This window comes from Cupriavidus sp., assembly GCF_057315035.1.
This window is the reverse complement of record NZ_DBHKYV010000011.1, coordinates 129,896-150,920: the sequence shown is the minus strand read 5'-3', so window position 1 is coordinate 150,920 and position 21,025 is coordinate 129,896. Positions and strand designations below refer to the sequence as shown.

General features: G+C 62.6%; 18 protein-coding genes. 11 read left to right on the top strand and 7 right to left on the bottom strand.

Going from position 1 to position 21,025, the window contains the following annotated elements; all coding sequences use genetic code 11:
* Window positions 1–5: 5 nt before the first annotated feature.
* Together ACO550_RS16345 and ACO550_RS16340 are read left to right on the top strand one after the other, a co-directional pair.
* Window positions 6–1,001 (top strand): tripartite tricarboxylate transporter substrate-binding protein, encoded by a 996-nt coding sequence (locus tag ACO550_RS16345; protein ID WP_315592874.1) that lies wholly within the window; start codon window positions 6–8, stop codon window positions 999–1,001.
* An 11-nt stretch (window positions 1,002–1,012) separates the two neighbouring features.
* Window positions 1,013–1,711, top strand: a complete 699-nt coding sequence (locus tag ACO550_RS16340; RefSeq protein WP_315592873.1) for an RraA family protein — start codon at window positions 1,013–1,015, stop codon at window positions 1,709–1,711.
* Window positions 1,712–1,765: 54 nt separating this feature from the next.
* On the opposite strand, the gene katG is transcribed toward ACO550_RS16340, so the two are convergent.
* Window positions 1,766–4,027: a catalase/peroxidase HPI gene (katG, locus tag ACO550_RS16335; RefSeq protein WP_315592872.1), complete on the bottom strand. Its 2,262-nt coding sequence runs from the start codon at window positions 4,025–4,027 to the stop codon at window positions 1,766–1,768.
* A 277-nt stretch (window positions 4,028–4,304) separates the two neighbouring features.
* Complete coding sequence (locus ACO550_RS16330; RefSeq protein WP_315592871.1) at window positions 4,305–5,297, bottom strand: Dyp-type peroxidase; 993 nt, start codon at window positions 5,295–5,297, stop codon at window positions 4,305–4,307.
* A 135-nt stretch (window positions 5,298–5,432) separates the two neighbouring features.
* Here ACO550_RS16330 and ACO550_RS16325 point away from each other — a divergent pair, with 135 nt between their 5' ends.
* From ACO550_RS16325 to ACO550_RS16315, 3 genes are all read left to right on the top strand, one after another.
* The gene (locus tag ACO550_RS16325; RefSeq protein WP_315592870.1) at window positions 5,433–6,449 is read left to right on the top strand and encodes an AEC family transporter; all 1,017 of its coding nucleotides are present in this window, start codon (window positions 5,433–5,435) and stop codon (window positions 6,447–6,449) included.
* An 86-nt stretch (window positions 6,450–6,535) separates the two neighbouring features.
* On the top strand, window positions 6,536–6,877 hold the full coding sequence (locus ACO550_RS16320) for a DHCW motif cupin fold protein (RefSeq protein WP_315592869.1): 342 nt from the start codon (window positions 6,536–6,538) through the stop codon (window positions 6,875–6,877).
* Between the two features lie 98 nt (window positions 6,878–6,975).
* Window positions 6,976–7,191, top strand: a complete 216-nt coding sequence (locus tag ACO550_RS16315) for a DUF1653 domain-containing protein (RefSeq protein WP_315592900.1) — start codon at window positions 6,976–6,978, stop codon at window positions 7,189–7,191.
* Window positions 7,192–7,217: 26 nt separating this feature from the next.
* On the opposite strand, the gene ACO550_RS16310 is transcribed toward ACO550_RS16315, so the two are convergent.
* Window positions 7,218–8,771: a methyl-accepting chemotaxis protein gene (locus ACO550_RS16310; protein WP_315592868.1), complete on the bottom strand. Its 1,554-nt coding sequence runs from the start codon at window positions 8,769–8,771 to the stop codon at window positions 7,218–7,220.
* Window positions 8,772–8,932: 161 nt separating this feature from the next.
* On the opposite strand from ACO550_RS16310, the gene ACO550_RS16305 reads away from it, so the two are divergent.
* Together ACO550_RS16305 and shc are read left to right on the top strand one after the other, a co-directional pair.
* Complete coding sequence (locus ACO550_RS16305; RefSeq protein WP_315592867.1) at window positions 8,933–9,517, top strand: TetR family transcriptional regulator; 585 nt, start codon at window positions 8,933–8,935, stop codon at window positions 9,515–9,517.
* The gene (gene shc / locus ACO550_RS16300) at window positions 9,514–11,499 is read left to right on the top strand and encodes a squalene--hopene cyclase (protein ID WP_315592866.1); all 1,986 of its coding nucleotides are present in this window, start codon (window positions 9,514–9,516) and stop codon (window positions 11,497–11,499) included. Before ACO550_RS16305 ends, shc begins: the two co-directional genes overlap by 4 nt.
* A 59-nt stretch (window positions 11,500–11,558) precedes the next feature.
* Here shc and oxlT read toward each other — a convergent pair whose 3' ends face one another.
* On the bottom strand, window positions 11,559–12,881 hold the full coding sequence (gene oxlT / locus ACO550_RS16295; protein WP_315592865.1) for an oxalate/formate MFS antiporter: 1,323 nt from the start codon (window positions 12,879–12,881) through the stop codon (window positions 11,559–11,561).
* A gap of 933 nt (window positions 12,882–13,814) precedes the next feature.
* On the opposite strand from oxlT, the gene ACO550_RS16290 reads away from it, so the two are divergent.
* From ACO550_RS16290 to ACO550_RS16280, 3 genes are all read left to right on the top strand, one after another.
* Complete coding sequence (locus ACO550_RS16290; RefSeq protein ID WP_315592864.1) at window positions 13,815–14,336, top strand: sigma-70 family RNA polymerase sigma factor; 522 nt, start codon at window positions 13,815–13,817, stop codon at window positions 14,334–14,336.
* Window positions 14,337–14,344: 8 nt separating this feature from the next.
* The gene (locus tag ACO550_RS16285) at window positions 14,345–15,367 is read left to right on the top strand and encodes a FecR domain-containing protein (RefSeq protein ID WP_315592863.1); all 1,023 of its coding nucleotides are present in this window, start codon (window positions 14,345–14,347) and stop codon (window positions 15,365–15,367) included.
* Between the two features lie 108 nt (window positions 15,368–15,475).
* Entirely contained in the window at window positions 15,476–17,914 is a 2,439-nt protein-coding gene (locus tag ACO550_RS16280; protein WP_315592862.1) for a TonB-dependent siderophore receptor, read from the top strand.
* A 57-nt stretch (window positions 17,915–17,971) separates the two neighbouring features.
* On the opposite strand, the gene ACO550_RS16275 is transcribed toward ACO550_RS16280, so the two are convergent.
* Window positions 17,972–18,745, bottom strand: a complete 774-nt coding sequence (locus tag ACO550_RS16275) for an alpha/beta fold hydrolase (protein WP_485994904.1) — start codon at window positions 18,743–18,745, stop codon at window positions 17,972–17,974.
* 270 nt (window positions 18,746–19,015) lie between these two features.
* Between ACO550_RS16275 and ACO550_RS16270 the strand changes: the two genes are divergently transcribed.
* Window positions 19,016–19,750 carry an IclR family transcriptional regulator domain-containing protein gene (locus ACO550_RS16270; RefSeq protein WP_315592898.1) on the top strand — a complete coding sequence of 245 codons (735 nt, stop codon included), beginning with the start codon at window positions 19,016–19,018 and terminating at the stop codon, window positions 19,748–19,750.
* A gap of 4 nt (window positions 19,751–19,754) precedes the next feature.
* Here ACO550_RS16270 and ACO550_RS16265 read toward each other — a convergent pair whose 3' ends face one another.
* Together ACO550_RS16265 and ACO550_RS16260 are read right to left on the bottom strand one after the other, a co-directional pair.
* Entirely contained in the window at window positions 19,755–20,492 is a 738-nt protein-coding gene (locus tag ACO550_RS16265; protein WP_315592861.1) for a 4'-phosphopantetheinyl transferase family protein, read from the bottom strand.
* A 53-nt stretch (window positions 20,493–20,545) separates the two neighbouring features.
* Window positions 20,546–20,995 carry an excinuclease ATPase subunit gene (locus ACO550_RS16260; RefSeq protein ID WP_315592860.1) on the bottom strand — a complete coding sequence of 150 codons (450 nt, stop codon included), beginning with the start codon at window positions 20,993–20,995 and terminating at the stop codon, window positions 20,546–20,548.
* Between the last annotated feature and the right edge of the window lie 30 nt (window positions 20,996–21,025).

The following is a 21,025-nucleotide window of genomic DNA, read 5'->3' as shown; positions in this document are numbered from 1 at the left end:
ATATCATGCGTAGACTGCCAAAGCGTTCGTTTTCCTCGCGCATTCCCGTGCTTCTGGCCGCAGGACTGTTCCTGGCCACAGGTCAAGCCGCCGTCGCCCAGGATACCTATCCGAACCGGCCCGTCCGGATCCTGGTGGGCTTTTCACCGGGCGGCTCCAATGACATCGTGGCCCGGCTGATTGCTCCCAAGCTGGCCGAGACACTGGGCAAGCAAGTGCTGATCGACAACCGGCCCGGCGCCGGCGGCAATATTGCCGCCGATACCATGCTGAAGGCTCCGGCCGATGGTCATACCTTGATGATCTGCACCACTGGCATGCTGTCCATCCAGCCGTATCTGCAGAAGATGAGCTATGACCCGCAGACGGACATCATCCCGGTCTCGCTGATCGCCAACACCCCTTACGTAGCCTTGGTCAATGCGTCGCTGCCGATCCACGACGTCAAGGAACTGATTGCCTACGCCAAGGCCAATCCGGGCAAGCTCAACTATGCCTCGTCCGGCAATGGCACGGCAGGTCACCTGGCCGGCGAGATGCTCAAGCTGCGCACCGGGATCGACATCGTGCACGTCCCTTACAAGGGCACCGGACAGGCCATGGCCGACCTGCTCGGCGGCCAGGTGTCCCTGATCTTCGACCAGCCAATCAGTTCGATGCAGTACGCCAAGTCCGGCAAGCTGCGCGTACTCGGCGTTGCCGCCACGCGCCGGCTGGACGGACTTCCGGACGTGCCGACCTTTGCCGAAGCGGGCGTTACCGCCTTCGATCCGGTCGCATGGACCGGGCTTTGCGCGGCCAAGGGAACCCCAGCCCCGATCATCGCGCGCCTGCAGAAAGAAGTGCAGCAGGTGCTGCGCCAGCCTGAGATCGCTCAGCGCCTGAAGCAGGACGGCATGGAAGTGGTCGGCAGCACGCCCGAGAAATTCCGCGAATTCCTGGTGACCGACAAGCGCAAATGGTCGGAGGTCATCAAGGCCGCCAACGTGACCATGAACTAAGGGCGACGAGCATGACAGACAAGCATGGCCAGCGCGCCATTCATCACGCCATCGAGCGCGTACCTTCCGAACTGGTTGAGCGGGCGGCACAGTTTCCATCGTCGATCCTGGCCGACGTTGGCGGCCGCCGAGGCGGCATGCATGGGCGCATTGCCGCAATGGACCCTCGCAGCCGTTTCTGTGGCCCGGCAATTACCGTCGAGGTTCGCCCCGGCGACAACCTGATGATCCACGCGGCGATGGCGATCGCGCAGCCCGGCGACGTTATCGTGGTCGATGGCAAGGCGGACCAGTCCTGCGCGCTGATGGGGGCGATCATGGCCAACCAGTGCAAGGCCATCGGCGTTGCCGCGGCCGTGCTGGACGCTGCCGCCCGGGATCTCGACGAAATCCGTGAACTCGGCTTTCCGATGTATTCCGTGGGCACCAATCCGAACGGCCCGACCAAGCTGGTACCGGGACGCGTCAATCATCCGATCCAATGCGGTGGCGTAGCCGTGCAACCGGGCGACCTGATCGTTGGTGATGCCGATGGCGTGGTAGTCATTGAACGCGACAAGGTTGCCGCCGTACTGGACCAGGCAGCCGAGAAAGTTGCAGCGGAACGCGCGCGAATCAGCAATATCCAGTCCGGCACCGCACTCAGGCCCTCGTGGCTGGAATCGGCACTGGTGTCGGCCGGTGTCATTGCCGAGGGAGAGGCGTTGTAACGTTGGTGTTGGTGTTCTCCCCTCTCCCGCATGGCGGGAGAGGGGAGCAGGCTTCTACTTCAGATCGAACCGGTCAAGGTTCATTACCTTGGTCCATGCGGCAACGAAGTCATTGACGAACTTCTCGCCAGCATCGGCGCTGGCATAGACCTCGCTCATCGCTCGCAGTTGGGCATGCGAGCCGAAGATCAGGTCCACGCGGGTGCCGGTCCACTTGCGCTTGCCGCTCTTGCGATCAACGCCCTCGAACGTATCGCGTGCCTCCGATAGCGGCTTCCACTCCGTTGCCATATCGAGCAGATTGGTAAAGAAGTCGTTGCTCAACGTTCCGGGCCGATCGGTGAACACGCCGTGTTTCTCCGATCCGGCATGGACATCGAGCACTCGCAAGCCACCGATCAACACCGTCATTTCAGGCACGCTCAACGTCAGCAGTTGTGCCTTGTCGATCAGCAGATGCTCGGACGCGATCCGGTACTTCCCCTTGAGGAAGTTACGGAATGCATCGGCAACCGGTTCGAGTGCGCCCACCGATTCCACATCGGTCTGTGCCTGCGACGCGTCCATGCGGCCCGGCGAGAATGGCACGGTGACGCGATGCCCTGCCTTCTCGGCGGCCTGTTCGACCGCAGCATTACCGCCAAGCACGATCAGATCGGCCAGCGAGATCTTCTTGCCGCCAGACTGCCCGCCGTTGAACTCGGCCTGGATGCCTTCCAGCGTCTTCAGCACCTTGCCCAGCCGGTCCGGCTCATTGGCGGCCCAGTCCTTCTGCGGCGCCAGGCGAATGCGCGCGCCATTGGCGCCACCTCGCTTGTCGGATCCGCGGAACGTAGAAGCCGACGCCCAGGCCGTGAACACCAGATCCGGCCCAGACAGGCCCGAGGCCAGCACCTTCTGCTTGAGCCCTGCAATGTCCTGATCACCCACCAGCGGATGATCGACAGCCGGAATCGGATCTTGCCAGATCAGTTCCTCGGCCGGGACTTCCGGGCCCAGATAGCGGGCACGCGGACCCATGTCGCGGTGCGTAAGCTTGAACCATGCACGCGCAAACGCATCGGCAAACTGGTCGGGATTCTGCAGGAAGCGCCGCGAGATTTTCTCGAACGCGGGGTCCATCTTCAGCGTCAGGTCGGTGGTCAGCATGGTCGGCCGTTGCTTCTTCGACGGGTCGAACGCATGCGGGATGGTTTCACCAGCGCCCTTGGCCACCCACTGGTTGGCGCCTGCCGGGCTCTTGGTCAGTTCGTACTCAAAACCAAACAGGTTTTCGAAGTATCCCATGCCCCACTTCGTCGGCGTGGAGGTCCAGGTGACTTCCAGCCCGCTGGTAATGGCGTCCGCGCCCTTGCCCGAACCAAACTTGCTGCTCCAGCCCAGGCCCTGAAGCTCCATATCGGCGCCCTCGGGTTCGGCTCCCACATTGTCGGCCGGGCCGGCGCCGTGGGTCTTGCCAAACGTGTGCCCGCCGGCGATCAGTGCGACGGTCTCTTCGTCGTCCATCGCCATGCGTCCGAAGGTGTCGCGAATGTCCTGCGCCGAGGCCAACGGATCAGGGTTGCCGTCAGGACCTTCCGGATTCACATAGATCAGGCCCATCTGCACTGCGGCAAGCGGATTTTCCAGGTTCCGGCCGCCATCGGTGCGGCTGGCTTCGGAGCCGTGGATCTCCTGGTCGGCCACGATAGTGCCTTCATCGTCGTACTGGCCGGCAGCGCCCTTGCCATAGCGGACATCCCCGCCCAGCCAGGTTTTTTCATTACCCCAGTAGACATCGTGGTCCGGTTCCCATGTATCCTCGCGCCCGCCCCCGAATCCGAACGTCTTGAAGCCCATGGTTTCCAGGGCGACGTTGCCGGTCAGGATCATCAGGTCGCCCCACGAGATGCTCTGCCCGTACTTCTGCTTGATCGGCCACAGCAGGCGGCGCGCCTTGTCCAGGCTGACGTTGTCGGGCCAACTGTTGAGCGGTGCAAAGCGCTGCTGGCCGCGCCCACCACCTCCGCGCCCGTCGCCAATCCGATAGGTACCGGCGCTATGCCAGGCCATGCGGATGAACAACCCGCCATAGTGGCCAAAGTCAGCCGGCCACCATTCCTGCGAATCGGTCATCAACGCGGCAAGATCCTTTTTCAATCCCGCATAATCGAGGCGTTTGAAGGCCTCCGCATAGTTGAATTCCTGGTCCAGCGGATTGCTCTTGCTGGAGTGCTGACTGAGCAGGTCCAGCCGTAGCTGCTTGGGCCACCAGTCACGATTCGTTGTGCCACCGCCCGCGACGTGCACGAACGGGCATTTTGCTTCGTTTGACATGCGTGCTCTCCTTTGAGGGGACATACCCAACACTCATGCTGCATGGCGTCAACCTTCGCCATCTCGTCAATGCGCACCGCCGGTCTGCTGCCTGGCTTGTAATGCCTCAATGCGCGCATCGTCGCGTCCAATATAGGCGAGCGCAACCGGCACACGACGCAATTCTTCCAATGCCACCCATAGGCGAACGCTATGAGCGTCAAGGGCGTGATTTCGTGCGACTGCCCTTCGTAGACGGCAACGTTGACCGAGTTCTAAGGCTCCTGCCTTGAACGAATTACGGATGGCGTTCGGCCAGCGTCTCCAGCATGTCGGCCGGGGGCACGAAGAACAGGCAACCGGTTACCGCCGTGCTGTAGTCCAGCAACCTGTCGTAGTTACCCGGCGGCCGCCCGACAAACATGTTTTCCAGCATCTGCTCGATCGGTTCTGGCGAGCGCGCGTAGCCGATGAAAAAGGTGCCGAATTCGCCCATGCCCGGACGCCCGAACGGCATGTTGTGGCGCAAGATCTTGACCTCCTGCCCGTCCTTGACAATCGTCGTCAGCGCGCTATGGGCGGAGGTTGGCTTGACCTCGTCATCGAGCTCGATATCGGACAGCTTCTTGCGCCCGATAATCTTCTCCTGCGTCTCCACTGGCAGTTCATTCCAGGCCGCCAGATCGTGCAGGTACTTCTGCACCAGCACATAGCTGCCCCCTTCGAACTCGGCATCCTCGGCACCAACGATCGTTGCATGAACCGCCTTGCGGCCAGTCGGGTTCTCGGTACCGTCGACAAAGCCCACCATGCTGCGCAGGTCGAAGTAGCGGAAGCCATGTACTTCATCCAACACCGACACCGCATCGCCAAGCCGGCCCATCAGTTGCGCCGCCAGTTCGAAACACAGATCCATCTGTTCCGCGCGGATATGCAATAGCAGATCCCCGGGCGTGGACACCGCAGTACGCGCACCCGACCCAAACTCGCGGAACACATGCAGTGAAGCCGGCCGCGGCGCGCCGAACAACCTGTCCCAGGCTTCGGCACCAAAGCCGCACACGCACGACAGCGTCGCCGACGGAAACCGTTGCCCGACCGAGCGAACCAGCCCGGCGATGTCCGCACACCACGCGCGCACGGTGTCGGCATTGCCATCGCCAGGCTTGATCGTGGCAACGATAAAAATCGCGCTGCGGGTGATGGGGCTGCATACCGCCTGGGGTTCGGGCGGCTCGGTTGGTTGGGTTGCGTCGGCTTGCGTGGCGGATGTGGGATCGGGCTTTGTCATCGTTATTCTCCGAGGGGCGGGGATCAGGGCGTAAGTATGCGCGCTGGTAGACGGCAGGTGGGGATCGTGCCTTAGGAATTGCACAAAGGATTGCAGTGGGGCACGCCACGTCCGTATTGGAGATTTGCTTGTTGCATGCAAAGCCATTTTTTGCGGTGGTCGGACGACCGTGGCACCATTGCGGCTCTGTTCCGCAACCAACCGCATTCGACGCCCCCTCCGATGGACCTTGCCCTGCTGATCCTGCCCATGTTCGCCATCGTCCTGGCTGGCTGGGGACTCGCCGCGACAGGCATCCTGTCTCAACGCGTTGGCGAAGGACTGTCCGAGTATGTGTTTGCGGTAGCCGTGCCCGCGCTGATCATCCAAACGCTGGCGCAGCCCAATGACGGTACGGCAATCCACGTTGGCTACTGGATCGCCTACTTTGGTGGCTGTGCGCTGGTGTGGGGACTGCTGAGCATGCTGATGCAGCGCCGGGCGCGCAGCGATGGCCGCACCGCCGTGATTGGCGGTTTTGCCGCCAGCCAGTCGAATACGGTGTTCTTTGGCGTACCGATCATCCTGGCGGTCTATGGCGACGCCGGCAAGGTGCCGCTGTTCCTGCTGCTGGCCGTGCACCTGCCAATCATGATGACGGCGGCGACCGTGTTGATCGAGCGTGGCGATGGCGGTTCCATCGGCACCCGGTTGCTGGAAGTTGGCAAACGGCTGCTGCGCAATCCGATCATCCTGGCGCTGTTCCTGGGCGGCGTGCTGCGGATATCGCACGTTACGCTCGGCGGCGTGACGGCGACGCTGGTCAAGGCATTTGGCGATACCGCTTCCACCTGCGCGCTGTTCTCGCTGGGCGTATCGATGCACCAGTACAAGCTGCGCGACGGACTGGGTGCCGCGGCAGCCATCACCGTGGGGAAGCTGCTGTTGCATCCGCTGTTCGTATGGCTGATTGCGTTCCACGTGTTCGACATGCCGGCCGCATACGCCGGCGTAGCCACGCTGTTCGCGGCCATGCCAGTCGGCATCAACTCGTATCTGCTGGCGTTGCGCTACCGTTCGGGCGAAGCCGCGGTCTCGTCGGCGGTGGTGCTGTCCACGATTGTTTCGATCGTGACCATCGCGGGATGGATCAAGTGGCTGAGCATGGCCTGATACATTCGGTGCGTTCGGTACGTTCGGTACGTTTGGAACGCCCGGATGTAGAATGCCGGGCTTATTTCCATATACGGGGCCGCAGCATGAGAATGGACGCATTCGCCTTTGGCACGACCGACTGGGCGCAGGTCGAGCGCACCGAGCACCAGGGCGAAACCGGCGTGGCCTACTGGCATACGCAATTCTTTGGTGAAGGCGAGCGCCGCATCAGGGTGCGGATGGTGGAGTACTCGGCGGGCTATCTGGCCGACCACTGGTGCAAGAAGGGCCACGTGCTGTTCTGCCTCGAAGGCGAACTGGAGACCACGCTGGAAGACGGCAGGACGTTCGTGCTGCGGCCCGGCATGAGCTACCAGGTAGGCGACGATGCCGAAGCGCACCAGTCGCGCACCGTATCGGGCGCAAAACTGTTTATCGTCGACTGAAGCCGGAATCCAACATGCAAGACTCGGACATTACCGCCATCGCCAACGCATTCGCGCTGGTCAGTGAATTTGGCGAAGGCCAGAATCCACGCTACAAGGTGGCCAGCGAGGCGGAAGCACTGCAACTGGCCACGCATCGCCACTACAAGGGCGGCTTGTATCGGCGGATTTTTGAATCGAAGCACAGCGAGAGCGGCGAGATCCTGACCGTCTACGTTCATATCTGGCCGCATGACACCTCGCCATGGGCTCGGCCGGCCGAGATGTTCCACGGCCGGCTCGAGGATGAACGCGTTCGCTTCGCCCCGCTGTAGCACGACGACCGGCCGCTAGCCGCCGGTTATACGGCCATCGGCACCTGAAACGACGAGACCGACGCGCGCAGCAGATCGGCCTGTTCCTCCAGCGCCTTGGCGGCGGCAGCGGCCTCTTCCACCAGCGCCGCATTCTGCTGCGTCATCTGGTCCATCTGCGTAACCGCCTTGCCGACCTGGTCGATGCCAGCGCTCTGCTCGCGCGATGCGGTGCTGATCTCGCCCATGATCGACGTTACGCGGCCTACGGCCTGCACGAGGTCCTGCATGGTCGTGCCCGCCTTGTCGACCTGCTGGGTGCCGGCCTCCACCTGACTCACGGTGTCGTTGATCAGCTGCACGATTTCCTTGGCCGCCGCTGCGGACCGCTGCGCCAGTTCACGGACCTCGCCCGCCACCACCGCAAAGCCACGCCCCTGCTCGCCGGCGCGCGCCGCTTCCACTGCGGCGTTGAGCGCCAGGATATTGGTCTGGAACGCAATGCCTTCGATCACCGCAGTGATTTCCCCGATCTTGCGCGAGGCCTGCTGGATGCCGCCCATGGTCGAAATCACGTCGCGCATATCGTCGCCACCGCGCGATGCGGTTTGCGATGCCGCGCTGGCCAGTTGATTGGCCTGGTGTGCATTCTCGGCATTCTGGCGCACGATTGCCGTCAGTTGCTCCATGCTGGCCGCGGTTTGCTCCAGCGCGCTGGCCTGCTGCTCGGTACGCTGCGACAGGTCAAGGTTGCCCGCCGCAATCTGGCGCGTGGCCGTGGCAATTGCGTCACTGCCACCGCGCATGGTCTGGATGGCATCGATCAGGCCGGACTGCATCTGTTGCAGCCCTTGCGTGAGGTCCCCCATCTCGTCCTGGCTCGACACGCGGATGCGCTCGGTCAGGTCGCCTTGCGAAATCTTGCCGAAACTGTCCAGCATGCGCAGCAAGGGTTCGGAAATGGCCCGGCGCAGACCCACCGCGCAGGCCAGCGCGCCGATGATGCCAACCGCAATGGCGCCAATCACCAGCCAGAGAAAACGTTGCGAGCGCGCCGTGGCGTTGTCGTACAGGCCCTGCGCCTGGTCGCTTTGCATATGTTCGAGCGCCGTCACCGCCGCGGTCAGCTCCACGAACAGCGGCGGAATGCGCGTCATCACCTGCTGGTCGATGACGGCGGCGTCATGGGCGCGCAATGCCGTCACCAACGGCTCGACGCCTTCCTTGAAGAATTTGCCGCGCAGCGCTTCGACCTTCTCGGTCAGCTGTTTCTCCTCGGCGGATTTCGGCAGCGCCTGGTAGGCGTTCCATGCCTTCTCGGATTTTTCTCGATAGGCCAGCGCCTTGTCGATCGTGGTCGGCACGTCGGCGGCATCGGGATGGAACACCGCACGGTCCAGCGTGGTGCGCACCACGGCGGCGTTGAGCTGCGACGCCGCCACCATGCGGGTGGACGCGAGCTGGTTGGTGTAGATCTCCTTGATGTCGGCTATGGACGCGCGCATTCCTGCTACGCCGATGACGCCGATTGCGGTCAGCAGTACGGCCAGCACGGTCAAGGCTGCATTGAGGCGAAAACGAATCGAAAGTTTGCTGAGCATGGTGTGTACAGATGGGTCGAAGCTGCGCGCACTAACGGTTTGCGCTGGCTGGCCTTGAGGCTCTTACCCTCATGTAGACATATGTAGACAATTGCGAAGCATCGGAAGCGTCCGAGACGTAACATTGCAAACAATCCGTCCGGATGGTATCTTCCTGCGCCATGAGTGAAGCCCACCGCCGCCCCAAACAACCGCAACTGATTCGCGATCGCCTGATCGCGGCCACCATCGACCTGCTGGTCGAAGAAGGCATCGGTGCCGTCACGCTCAATGCCGTGGCGGCGCGCGCCGGGGTTTCCAAGGGCGGACTGCAGCACCATTTCTCAAGCAAGCAGGAACTGCTCGAAGCACTGTCAAACCAGGTGCTCCAGCATTTCATGAGCCAGGTGGCCACATTGGCTGCGGCCGACAGCGAAGCGCATGGCCGCAATACGCGTGCGTATCTGCGCACGTCGGCCGATGGCTTTGTCGAAGTCGGCGAACGCGAGCTATGGAAGGCCGCGATGATGCTGGTGATGGCCCGCCCGGAATTCCGTACGCCTTACCAGGAATGGGAAGCGGCATCGCTCCATCAGGACACGGCGCAGTGCGACGACGCCACGCGCCTGTTGCTATGCCGGCTGGCCGCCGACGGCCTGTGGCTGGCCGACCTGCTTGGCCATCGCACGATTGACCCCGCACAACGCACGGCACTGGTACATCAGCTCGAAGAGATGACCCACCGTCGCCCAGTACAAGACGCATGACCTCACAAGACTTTACGGCATCGGATCTCGATGCCGCCCTGACCCGCGGACGCGACGCGCTGCTGGATCTGCAGCACCCCGACGGCCACTGGTGTTTCGAACTCGAATCCGACGCCACGATCACGGCCGAATACATCCTGATGATGCATTTCGTCGACGAGATCGACACCGCGTTGCAAGCCCGCATGGCCCGCTATCTACGTGCGCTGCAGCGGCTCGACGGGCACGGCGCATGGGACCTGTACTTCGACGGCGACGTCGATATCTCATGCAGCGTCAAGGCGTACTTTGCGCTGAAGGCTGCCGGCGACTCGCCCGATGCACCGCATATGGTGAGGGCCCGCGAAGTCATCCTGCAACACGGCGGCGCCGCGAAAACCAATGTGTTTACGCGCATCCTGCTGGCCACGTTCGGCGAAGTACCCTGGCGTGCCACGCCGTTCATGCCCGTGGAATTCGTGCTGTTCCCGCGTTGGTTTCCGATCCATATGGACAAGGTTGCCTATTGGGCCCGCACGACCATGGTGCCGCTACTGGTGCTGTGTTCGATGCGCGCGCGCGCCAGGAATCCGCTCGGCATCCATGTGCAGGAACTGTTCGTTACGCCACCGGAACTCGAAACCGGATATTTCCCGCGCAAGCCCGGCTTGCAGGGCCTGTTCCTGAAACTCGATCGCGTGGTTCGCCATGCGGAGCCGCTGATTCCGCGGGCGCTGCGCCGCAAGGCCATCGAGCGCGCGGTGAAGTGGAGCGAGGAACGGATGAACGGCGAGGACGGCTTCGGCGGCATCTTCCCGCCGATGGTCTACAGCTACGAGATGATGGTGCTGCTTGGCTATGCCAAGGACCATCCGCTGCGCCGCGACTGCATGGATGCGCTGAAGAAACTGGTCGTGCATCGCGACGACGGTATCTCGTATTGCCAGCCTTGCCTGTCGCCGGTATGGGATACCGCCTGGAGCCTGATGGCGCTGGAACAGGCACCGGCCGGCGAACGTTCGGCAGACGCCATCGCGCGTGCCTATGACTGGCTGGCCGAACGCCAGGTGCTGGACCAGTCCGGCGACTGGGAACACAACGCGGCACCGCGCACCAAGCCTGGCGGCTGGGCGTTCCAGTACGCCAATCCGTACTACCCCGATATCGACGATACCGCCGTGGTGGCGGCCATGTTGCACGCGCGTGGCAAACGCAATAACGAAGCCGCACGCTTCAAGCCGCACGTCGATCGCGCGCTCGACTGGTCGATCGGCCTGCAATCGAAGAATGGCGGCTTCGGTGCGTTCGATGCCAACTGCGACCGTAGCTATCTCAATGCGATTCCATTCGCCGATCACGGCGCCCTGCTCGACCCACCGACCGAAGATGTCTCGGGCCGTGTGCTGCTGGCGCTGGGCGTCACCAATCGCGCGCAGGACGCCACGATTCGCGAGCGTTGCATTACCTATCTGCGCGACACGCAACAACGCGATGGCAGTTGGTGGGGCCGCTGGGGCACCAACTATATCTATGGCACATGGAGCGTGCTGGCCGGGCTCGCGCTGGCCGGCGTCGACCGCGGCCAGCCAATGGTGCGCAAGGCCATCGGCTGGCTGCGCGGCAAGCAACATGCCGATGGTGGCTGGGGCGAAACCAATGACAGCTACCTGCGGCCGGAACTGGCCGGCACGCACGTCGCGGGCAGTACCGGCGAGCACACCGCCTGGGCACTACTGGGACAAATGGCACTTGGCGAAGCCGGCTCGGCATCGGTGCGGCGTGGCATTGGCTACCTGATCGAGGCGCAGGGCGCGGACGGTTTCTGGACGCATCCGTTCCACAACGCGCCGGGCTTTCCGCGCATCTTCCATTTGAAGTATCACGGCTACACGGCGTATTTTCCGTTGTGGGCGCTGGGTCGCTACCAGCGCCTGACTGGTAACCGTCAGGCCGAAGCGGTCAAGCTGGACCATATGCCCGAGCAGGTGCGCGAACCGGCTTGATAGCGCGCATGGCGGACGGTACCTCATTGGGCGACCGTCCGCGCTTCCCCGATGCCGCGTCAGGCCGGCACCTGCGTCCCCGCCCCTCCCTGCTCCCTGGCAAGCTCCCGCTTCGATGCCGCCACATGGCTGGCGAACACCGGCCGTAGTACCGTGAACGCCAGGAATGCGGCAATCAGGTCCATGGTCGCCACGGTGTAGAGCACGGTGGACCACGTGCCGGTGGCCTCCATCATCAGGTTGCCGATTGGCACGAACAGCGCGCCAATCCCCTTGGCCGTGTAGAGCACGCCGTAGATCTTGCCGATGTGCTTGGTCCCGAATGCATCGCCGGATAGCGCCGAGAACAGTGAATAGACCTCGCCCCAGGCCAGGAACACCACACCTGACAGGATCAGGAACGCGTACGGATTACTGCCGAAGTAACCCAGCGCGATGATGCCGATCCCTTCCAGCGAAAAGGCGATCACCATGGTTTTCTCTCGGCCGATGTGGTCCGAGATCCAGCCGAACAGCGGACGCGAGATACCGTTCATGACGCGGTCGAGCATCAGGGCCAGCGGCAAGGCAGCCATGGTGAAGAAGTACAGGTCGACCTTGAACTCCTTGACGCCGAGGTCCTTGGCGATCACGCCAAGCTGCGCCACCGCCATCATGCCACCAGTGACCACCAGCACGAACATGACCAGCATCAGCCAGAACAGCTTCGTGCTCAGGGCTTCCTTGAGCGTGTAGTCACGCGTCGACTGGTAGATCTTGCTAGATGCCCGAACCTCACTACGTTGCGGCGCGCGCAGGAACCACGCCGCGATAAAGGCCAGCGAGCCCTGCAGGATGCCGAAGAACAGGAACGTGCTCTGGAAGCCCGACGACTCGATCATGGCCGCGATAGGCAGGATCGTGGCCGCCGAACCGGCACCGTAGCCGCCCGCCGTCAGGCCAACCGCAAGGCCACGCCGATCCGGGAACCACTTGATCGCGTTGTTGATGCAGGTAGCGTAGATCGAACCCACACCCAGCCCGCCCACGGCCGCGCCAACGTAGAAACCCATCAGCGTGGTGGCCTGTGAATTGATTACCCAGGCAAAGCCGATAAACAGTGCGCCGAACGCCACCATCAGCCGCGGACCGAATTTGTCGATGAAGTAACCCTCGATGGGAGCCAGCCAGGTCTGCACCAGCACGAAAATCGTAAATGCGATCTGGATATTGGCCCGCGACCAGCCGTAGGTCTCCTCGATTTCCGGCACAAAAAGGGTCCACGCATATTGGATATTCGCGGTGGCGATCATACAGACCACGCCAACCAGCAACTGGATCCAGCGCTTGCTGTCGGAAACCTGCGGATTAGGGCGCAGCGCCCCGGTAGGTGCATGTGTCATTGCGCGCTCCCTGGAAACGAATGATCTGCATTTTTGGCGGATAGGATTCGGAAAACCGGCGCCCCGCATCCGGCCCGGAATAAGGTCATGAGCATTTGCGTGTCTCCTGTGTCTTCGTTGTTATTGGTTTTACTTCGTGGATTTGGGGAAGAAAATCCATGCGCGGGACCGCCATTGCTCACAGGGAGTTGGTACCGAATGCGCGCTTAAATCCTTGTCCAGAAAGACATTCCAGACAATGGATTGGAACCGGTCATGCGCTGTTCATCTGAAACCTCCGCCACATTGAATGCCATAGAATGAATTACAGATTTGTAATGTTCGCTGTAATCTTCGCGTAATCGCAGATGCGAATGGATACAAGGTATGTGATATACCAGCTTAGTCAAGATAAAGCGGTGGCAGGGTTTTCACCATGACCCGGGAGTGACTGATTACCAGTGCGGATAAAAGAAATACGATTAACAAAACACCAGAATCAATGATTAATAAACGGGCAAAAAAAAGCCCGCAGGCTAGCACAGGCGGGCGGAGGCGTGGAGCGTGACACCAGTTCGCAACACGTGGGACTATTTATAGGAGAAAGTTTTGCGTCACAAAGCCGACTTTAGGGTTTTCTCTATGATTTTTAACATTACAATTTTGTCAGAATTAAAATATCGAGGAGATAATGACCAAAAGCCGCCGCCATCGAGAACACAACCCACAGAGAGTCGTATAAGGCACATGTAGCCATAACCTACTTTGTCGTTAATGTCTGTGTTGCCAGCACAACGTACTTTCCGAGGTACAGAGGCCGGGTTGTTTGACAGTCACCTTCAGTTTCTGTTACTAATAATGATTATCATTTAGATGCGACGCATCAGATTACTGCATGGCTAGCCGGGAACCGCTCACGGGACAGCTTGTAGTCAACCGATGACGGGCTAGACCATGAGTACGCCAGGCTCCCTTTTTCCATCGACCATCGAGTCGCTCTACTGCGATCACCATTCGTGGCTCAAGGGCTGGCTGCACCGGCGGCTAGGCAGCGCCGAGCAGGCCGCGGATCTTGCGCACGACACGTTCGTGCGGCTGCTCCATAGCGAACGTGTCCCGGCCCGCCTCGATGAACCGCGCGCCTACCTGACCACGGTTGCCAGAAACCTGATGTCAAACCATTGGCGTCGCGAGCAACTCGAAAAGGCGTACCTCGATGCGCTCGCCCATGCGCCACGCGAGGTCGAACTATCGCCGGAAGACCGCGCGATCATGCTCGAGACACTGCTCGAACTCGATCAGTTGCTCGATGGCCTGCCCGCGCTTGTACGGCGCGCGTTCCTGCTCTCACAGCTTGACGGCCACACGCATGCGCAAGTGGCCGAAGCACTGGGGATCTCGGTCCCGACGGTCAAGCGATACGTCGTCAAGGGCCTGCGGCAGTGCTACTTTGCCGATCTGTCTTTCGTGGGATGAGCGCTGGCGTGCCAACTTCTTCCTGGTACCGCGCCACGGCCGATGCCGCGACCATTCCCACGGCCGTTGCGGAGCGCGCGCTCGAATGGCTGGTGGACCTGCAAGCCGACGAGGTGCCCGCTGAACTCACGCAGGCATGGCAGCGCTGGCGCGCCGAGCATCCCGATCATGAGCGCGCGTGGCAACGGATTGAGTCAGTACAAGGTCGCCTGCTACCGCTGGCCTCTCCCGTTGCCGCCGATATCGCACGCGCCGCACTCACATCGCACGATTCCAGACCGCGCCGTCACGCCATCAAGACCATTGCAACACTGGCCTTTGCCAGCGGGCTGACCTGGGCAGCGCGCGAATACACGCCATGGCGCCAATGGCAGGCGGATTACCGCACAGCCGTTGGTGAGCGGCGCACCGTGATGCTTGCCGACGGCACCCAACTGATGCTGAACACCGACAGCGCCGTCGATATCGCGTTCGGTACCGCCGAAAGACGCGTGAAACTGCTGGCCGGCGAAATCCTCCTGACGACCGCGAAGGATCCGCAACCGGCGCCGCGCCCGTTCCTGGTCGAGACCGCACATGGCACGGCACGGGCGCTGGGCACGAGATATTCGATGCGCCAGCAGGATGGTGATACCGAGGTCTGCGTCTATCAGGGCGCCGTTGAGATCCGGCCGCGCGAGCATCCCGATCGCGCGCGCGTGTTGCCGGCCGGGACCTGCACACGCTACACCGCACGCGACAGCGACATCCCGGGGCCAGCCGAAGCCAGCCGCATCGCCTGGGCGGAAGGCTTTATCGTGGCGCGCAGCATGCGGCTCGACGACTTTATCGGGGAGCTACGCCGCTACAGCCGCGCTACCCTGTCGTACGACCCGGCGATTGCCGGCACCCGGGTATCGGGTTCATTTCCGCTGGACGACCTGGGCAAGGTCCTGCAGACGCTGAGCTCCACGCTGAACCTGCAAAGGGAGACCGTCACCCGGCTCTGGGGCCATGATGAAATCCGGCTACTGCCCGCCCGCCGGCCCTGATCCCCTGCCCCTGTTCAAGAAAATATTTCGAAGGTTGATCCGTTTTTGCAGTTCGCGGGTCAAGGAGGACAAGCACTTCATCTCTCCTCCATTCGAAAGGTCTGTTTCATGGGTCCGGTCCAGGCGCGCAATCGCCAGTCATATCCTGTTCTTCGCCACAAGCTGCTGACATCGTTGATCAGCCGCATCGCTTTTGGCGCTGCGATCGCCGCTCCCGCGCTGGCGGCACCCGCGCTTGCCCACGCCCAGATAGCGACGGCGCGCACCTACGATATTCCCGCTGGCACGCTGGAAGACACATTGAGCCGCTTCGGCCGCGAGGCCGGCATCATGCTGTCGTTCAAGCCCGAAATTGCGACTGGCAAGCAGAGCAAGGGCCTGCACGGCAACTACACGCCGCGCGCCGGGCTCGACACGCTGCTGGCCAGTACCGGGCTGGAAGTGGCACAGCAGTCGAATGGCAGCTACCTGATCAACGGCCCGCTCAGTTCCGGCTCGGCGGATGGCGCAACCATGCTGCCTGCCGTGACCGTGACAGCGGCGGCGGCCAATGACCTGCCCGCACCCTATGCGGGCGGCCAGGTGGCGCGCGGCGGCAGCCTGGGCGTGCTGGGCACGTCCAATGTCATGGACCAGCCGTTCAGCACCACCAACTACACGGCCGAAATGCTCGAGAACACCCAGGCCAGGACACTGGCCGACGTGGTGATCAATGACGCGTCGGTGCGCACGCTAACGTCGCGCGGCGGCTTTGGCGAGGACTTCCAGATCCGCGGCTACACGGTGTCGAGCAGCGACGTGGGTCTCAATGGCCTGTACGGCATGACGTCGTCCAGCCGTATGCCAGCCGCGATCATGGAACGCGTGGAGGTGCTCAAGGGTCCGGGTACGCTGATGTATGGCATCGGCCCCAGCGGCAGCATTGGCGGTGCCATCAACGTGGTCACCAAGCGTGCCGAAGACGAACCGCTGACCCGCCTGACCACCACCTACGAGAGCAAGTCGCTGTTCGGCGTGCAGGCCGACGTTGGCCGTCGCTTTGGCGAAAACAAGGAATGGGGCGTGCGCGTCAACGGCGTGTTCCGCGGCGGCGACACCGCGCTGGACGACGGCAGCCAGAAACAGGGCGTGGGCGCGCTGGCACTGGACTACCGCGGCAAGAAGCTGCGCTGGTCGCTGGACACCTACACGCAGCATGAAGGCACCGACAACTTCCGTCCGCAGATCGGCTTCCAGGCTGGCGTGACATCGATCCCCGATGCACCTTCAGGGCATCGCAACTTCTACCCCGGCACAGAGCTCTGGCTGCATGACACCGCCGTGATGTCGCGTCTCGAATACGACATCCTGCCGAACCTCACGGTCTATGCGGCTGGCGGTTATCGGGAAGGGTCGGCCTACCAGAGCTTCCCTTACGGACCAGCCGACGCACAAGGCAACTTCAGCGTCACGAACTCGTATTACGACTCGTACAGCAAGACCTGGACCGCCGACGTCGGTGCGCGCACGTCATTCAGCACGTTCGGCGTGGGCCATATGGTCACGGCCAGCTTTGCGCGACTGGAGCAGGAAACTGGCAGCGCTTATGTACTGTCGTCCGCCGGCGCGGTTTCATCGAGCATCTACAATCCTGTACCGATCCCACCGGTGATTGGCACCCGCATCGATCCGGCCAAGGCCTCCGATACGGCGCTGACAAGCTTTACGCTGACCGATACGCTGTCCATGTTCAGCGACCGCCTGCTGCTGACCGGCGGCTTCCGTCATCAACGGGTGGCGCTGGACAACTTCAGCACCACCACCGGCGCCATGATGGCAAGCTACGACGAAAGCGCGATTTCGCCGTTGGCCGGCATCGTGGTCAAGCCCATCAAGAACGTCTCGCTGTACGGCAATTTCACATCGGGCCTGTCGCGTGGCGGCGTGGCGCCGACCACCGCCGCCAACGCGGGCCAGGTCTTCGCGCCATACAAGTCCAACCAGTATGAAGCTGGCGTCAAGGTTGACTGGGGCACGATCTCGACCACGGTATCGGCGTTCCAGCTTGAGCGTCCGAGCGCCATCACCGATCCGGCCACCAATGTCTACAGCTTCGACGGCGAACAACGCAACCGCGGCATCGAACTGTCGGCATACGGTGAAGTGGTGCGCGGCCTGCGCCTGATGGCCAGCGCCACCTTCTACGATGCCAAGCTGACCAATACCGCTGGTGGCGTCAACGACGGCAACCGGGCCAACGGCGTGCCCAACAATGCTTTCAACCTGGGCGCGGACTGGGATGTGCCCGGGTTGGCGGGCCTGAGCCTGAACGGCCGCATCATCCATACCTCATCGGTGTATTTCAATGCCGCGAACACGCTGAGCATGCCGAGCTGGACCCGCTATGACATTGGCGCCCGCTATCGCACCAAGGTAATGGGCAAGCCGGTGGTCTTGCGCGCCAATATCGAGAACCTTTTCAACTCGAACTACTGGCTCGTGAGCGGCACCTACGCAACCGTTGCGGCGCCACGCACGCTGTTCCTGTCCGCCCAGTTCGATTTCTGAGCGCCAGGCCTGGCAACGATACAAAGGGCTGCTTTCCTGGCAGCCCTTTTTGCATGGTCAGTGACCAGCCTGCACCGTGTGCACGGCATCGAGGATGACCTTCGCCACATCGGCGGGCCGCGATTGCTGTGGCACGTGACTGGTCGGCAGCGTGGTGACCTTGGCGCCGATTTTCTTTGCCATGGCCCGTTCCAGGTCCGGTGGAATCATCCGGTCGTTCGCGCTGACGATAAACCACGACGGACGGCTGGCCCATGCCGCCACGGTGGTCTTCTCGCCAAATGCCTTGGCCTGGATCGGTCCCTGGGTCGCGGCCATGACGCGCGTCTGCGCCGCAGGCAGGTCCTGTGCAAAATCACTCGCCACCGCCGCCGCCGGCAACGACAGGTAACCTTCGGCATCGGCAACCAGCTTCCCGATGCCCGGTGCCGGCGGAAATTCCTTGCCGGTCTCTTCGGTCGACTTGCCAGCATCAGTCGCGAACGCCGCCACATAGACCAGCGCGGAGACCTTGTCATTCGCGCCAGCTTCGGTGATGACCGTACCGCCCCACGAATGCCCCACCAGCACCACCTTGCCTGGCTGGTTGTTGATGGCGCGGCGCGTGGCGGCCACGTCGTCACCCAGTGAGTTCAGCCCGTTCTGCACCGCCTGCACTTTCACACCCCTGGCCTGCAGCAAGGGAATGACCTTGGCCCAGTCCGAGCCATCCGCAAACGCGCCGTGCACGATTACCACCGACGGCGCTTGCGTGTCCGCGGCAGTTGCCGCCGTGGTGGCCACCAGGCCCATTGCGGCCACGGCGAAAGAGATCAGTGTTCGATTCAACATGTGGATCCTTCAGGAAGATACGCCGAGGCGTCATGGGACGTATTGGACGACAGCGGCGTATCCCTTCCGTATCACCGCATGCAAGCTTGCGTGTACCGATGTATCGGCGCCCGGGCCGGATACAGAGCGGTACAAATCCTGCCCGGGCCGTGCCCCGGCAGGCTCCGTGATACAGTGCCGCGCGATACCATCTCCCACACGATTACCAGTTCCGCACCCGCCAAGCCCATGCCAGAGCGCCCCGAGCCTACCGCCGCCAAGCCCGCCGCGATGAACGTCAAGACCGCCTTGCGCGTGATCGAGATCATCGAGACCTTTGCACGCGAACGCCGCGCGCTGTCGCTATCGGAACTGGCGCGCCTGCTGGCAGTGCCTGCATCGAGCTGCCTGGCACTGATCCGCACGCTGACATCGTTGGGCTATCTGTATGAAACGGCGCGCCGGCAGGGCTATTACCCTACCGGGCGGCTGCTGGCGATGGCGCAGCAAATCGCCCGGCACGACCCGGTGCTCGATCGTGTGCACGACACCATGAGCGAACTGCGCGATGCCACCGGAGAAACCGTGGTGATCGGCAAGCTTTACGAAGGGACCGCGGTGGTGTATCTCGACGTGCTCGAATCCCCGCATGCGATCCGTTATATCGCCACGGCCGGCGAACGTCGCGAGCTTCATGCCAACTCGATCGGCAAGGCGCTGCTGGCGGCAATGGACGACACGGAACGCGCCGCGCTGCTGCCGCAGTTGGCATTCCAGGCCTTTACGCCGCGCACGCTGACCTCGCCGGCCACGCTCGAAGCCGACCTGCGCCAGGCGCGCGAGCGCGGTGCGTATGTCAACCTGAGTGAATCGATGCCTGATGTGGGTGCGCTCGCATGGCCGGTACGGCTGTCGGGCGAGTGCTATGCGATCTCGATTGCAGGACCGGTGTACCGGATCGAACCGCATCTGGAAGGATATGCCGCCATGTTGCGCGCGGCCTGCGCATCGCTGGAAAAGACCTGAGTTCCTAGTCCACGGTCTCGCGTGCATGGAGACGCCACCCCATGGCATCCGGCAGTTCGATTTCGTCGACCGGCACCGATGCGGCCAGCGCCAGCACCGCGCCCTTGCGGCGCCAGGTCAGGCCGTTGGCGCGGTCCAGCGTCGCTGGCACGGCTTCCACGACCTGCCCCATCATGGTCTGGAACAGACTCCCGCCGTGGCATTTGATCCACGCTTCCTTGAGCGTCCAGAGCTGGAAGAACGCCACCATGCGCGCTTCTTCACGTGCTTCTTCGAGTTGGCCGTCGCGTTCATCTTCGCGCCGGTCACTGCCCGGCAGCAACGCCGGCAACGCGGCCCGTTCGGCTTCGGTGGTGGTCGCTTCGATCAGCGTGTCCAGATGCTTGCGCGGTTGCAGTTCCTCGATATCGACGCCGACCGGCATGTCCGATACCGCGCAAGCCAGATGATCGCCCGAGTGGGCAATCGAAACGAATACGGGCAAACCGACCACGCCACTGGTATGCGTAGCCAGTGGCGGTGCATCCTCTGCGGCCGACAGCGCCCATTCGGAGGCATCGCCGCCAAATGTCACGGCCAGCAGGCGGCGTGCGAGCCAGCGGCCCGCCGCGAACTGCTCGGCGCGCTGCTGCGCCCGCATGGTCGACAGGCGCGCCAGTTCATCCGCCGACATCCAGCGACTGACTGGGGGTGCCATGGCCGCGAAGGCCATGACGGATCCGGTACGCAGGGCAAGCGGCATGACAGCGATCCCTTTGCTAGGCCGACCGGTTCAGCGCGCTCGCCGGGCGCGCATCAGTTTGCCACCTTGGCGTAGGTGCCCTTCAGCGCCACGCCCACCACGACGGCGCCGGCGTGGCACTCGTACTCGCTGGCGCTGGCGTTGGTGTCCTTCTTGTAGTAGCTGACCATATCGACCACGGCATTGACGCCCAGCGACTTGGCCTTGTCCTGGAATGCCAGCAGCGCCGACAGCGCGGCCCAGCGGCACGCTTCCTCATCGCTCTTGCCCACGCCGTTGGTCTTCTTGTTCGACACGTCGCTGTCCTTCTTCTCGAGCACCTTGGGGGTGCGCGCGCCGGACAGGTAGAACTTCACGGAGCCGTCGAGCTTTTCCTTGGCCTCGGGCATGTCCAGTACATCCTGGAACGGCAGCATGTACTTGGTATCACGCGCGGCGGCCGGGGCAGACAGGAGCGTGGCGGCGCAAGCAACGGCGAGCAGCGGGAGAGCGGCGAATTTCATTGACCTTCCTTATTTTGGTTGTTGAACAGG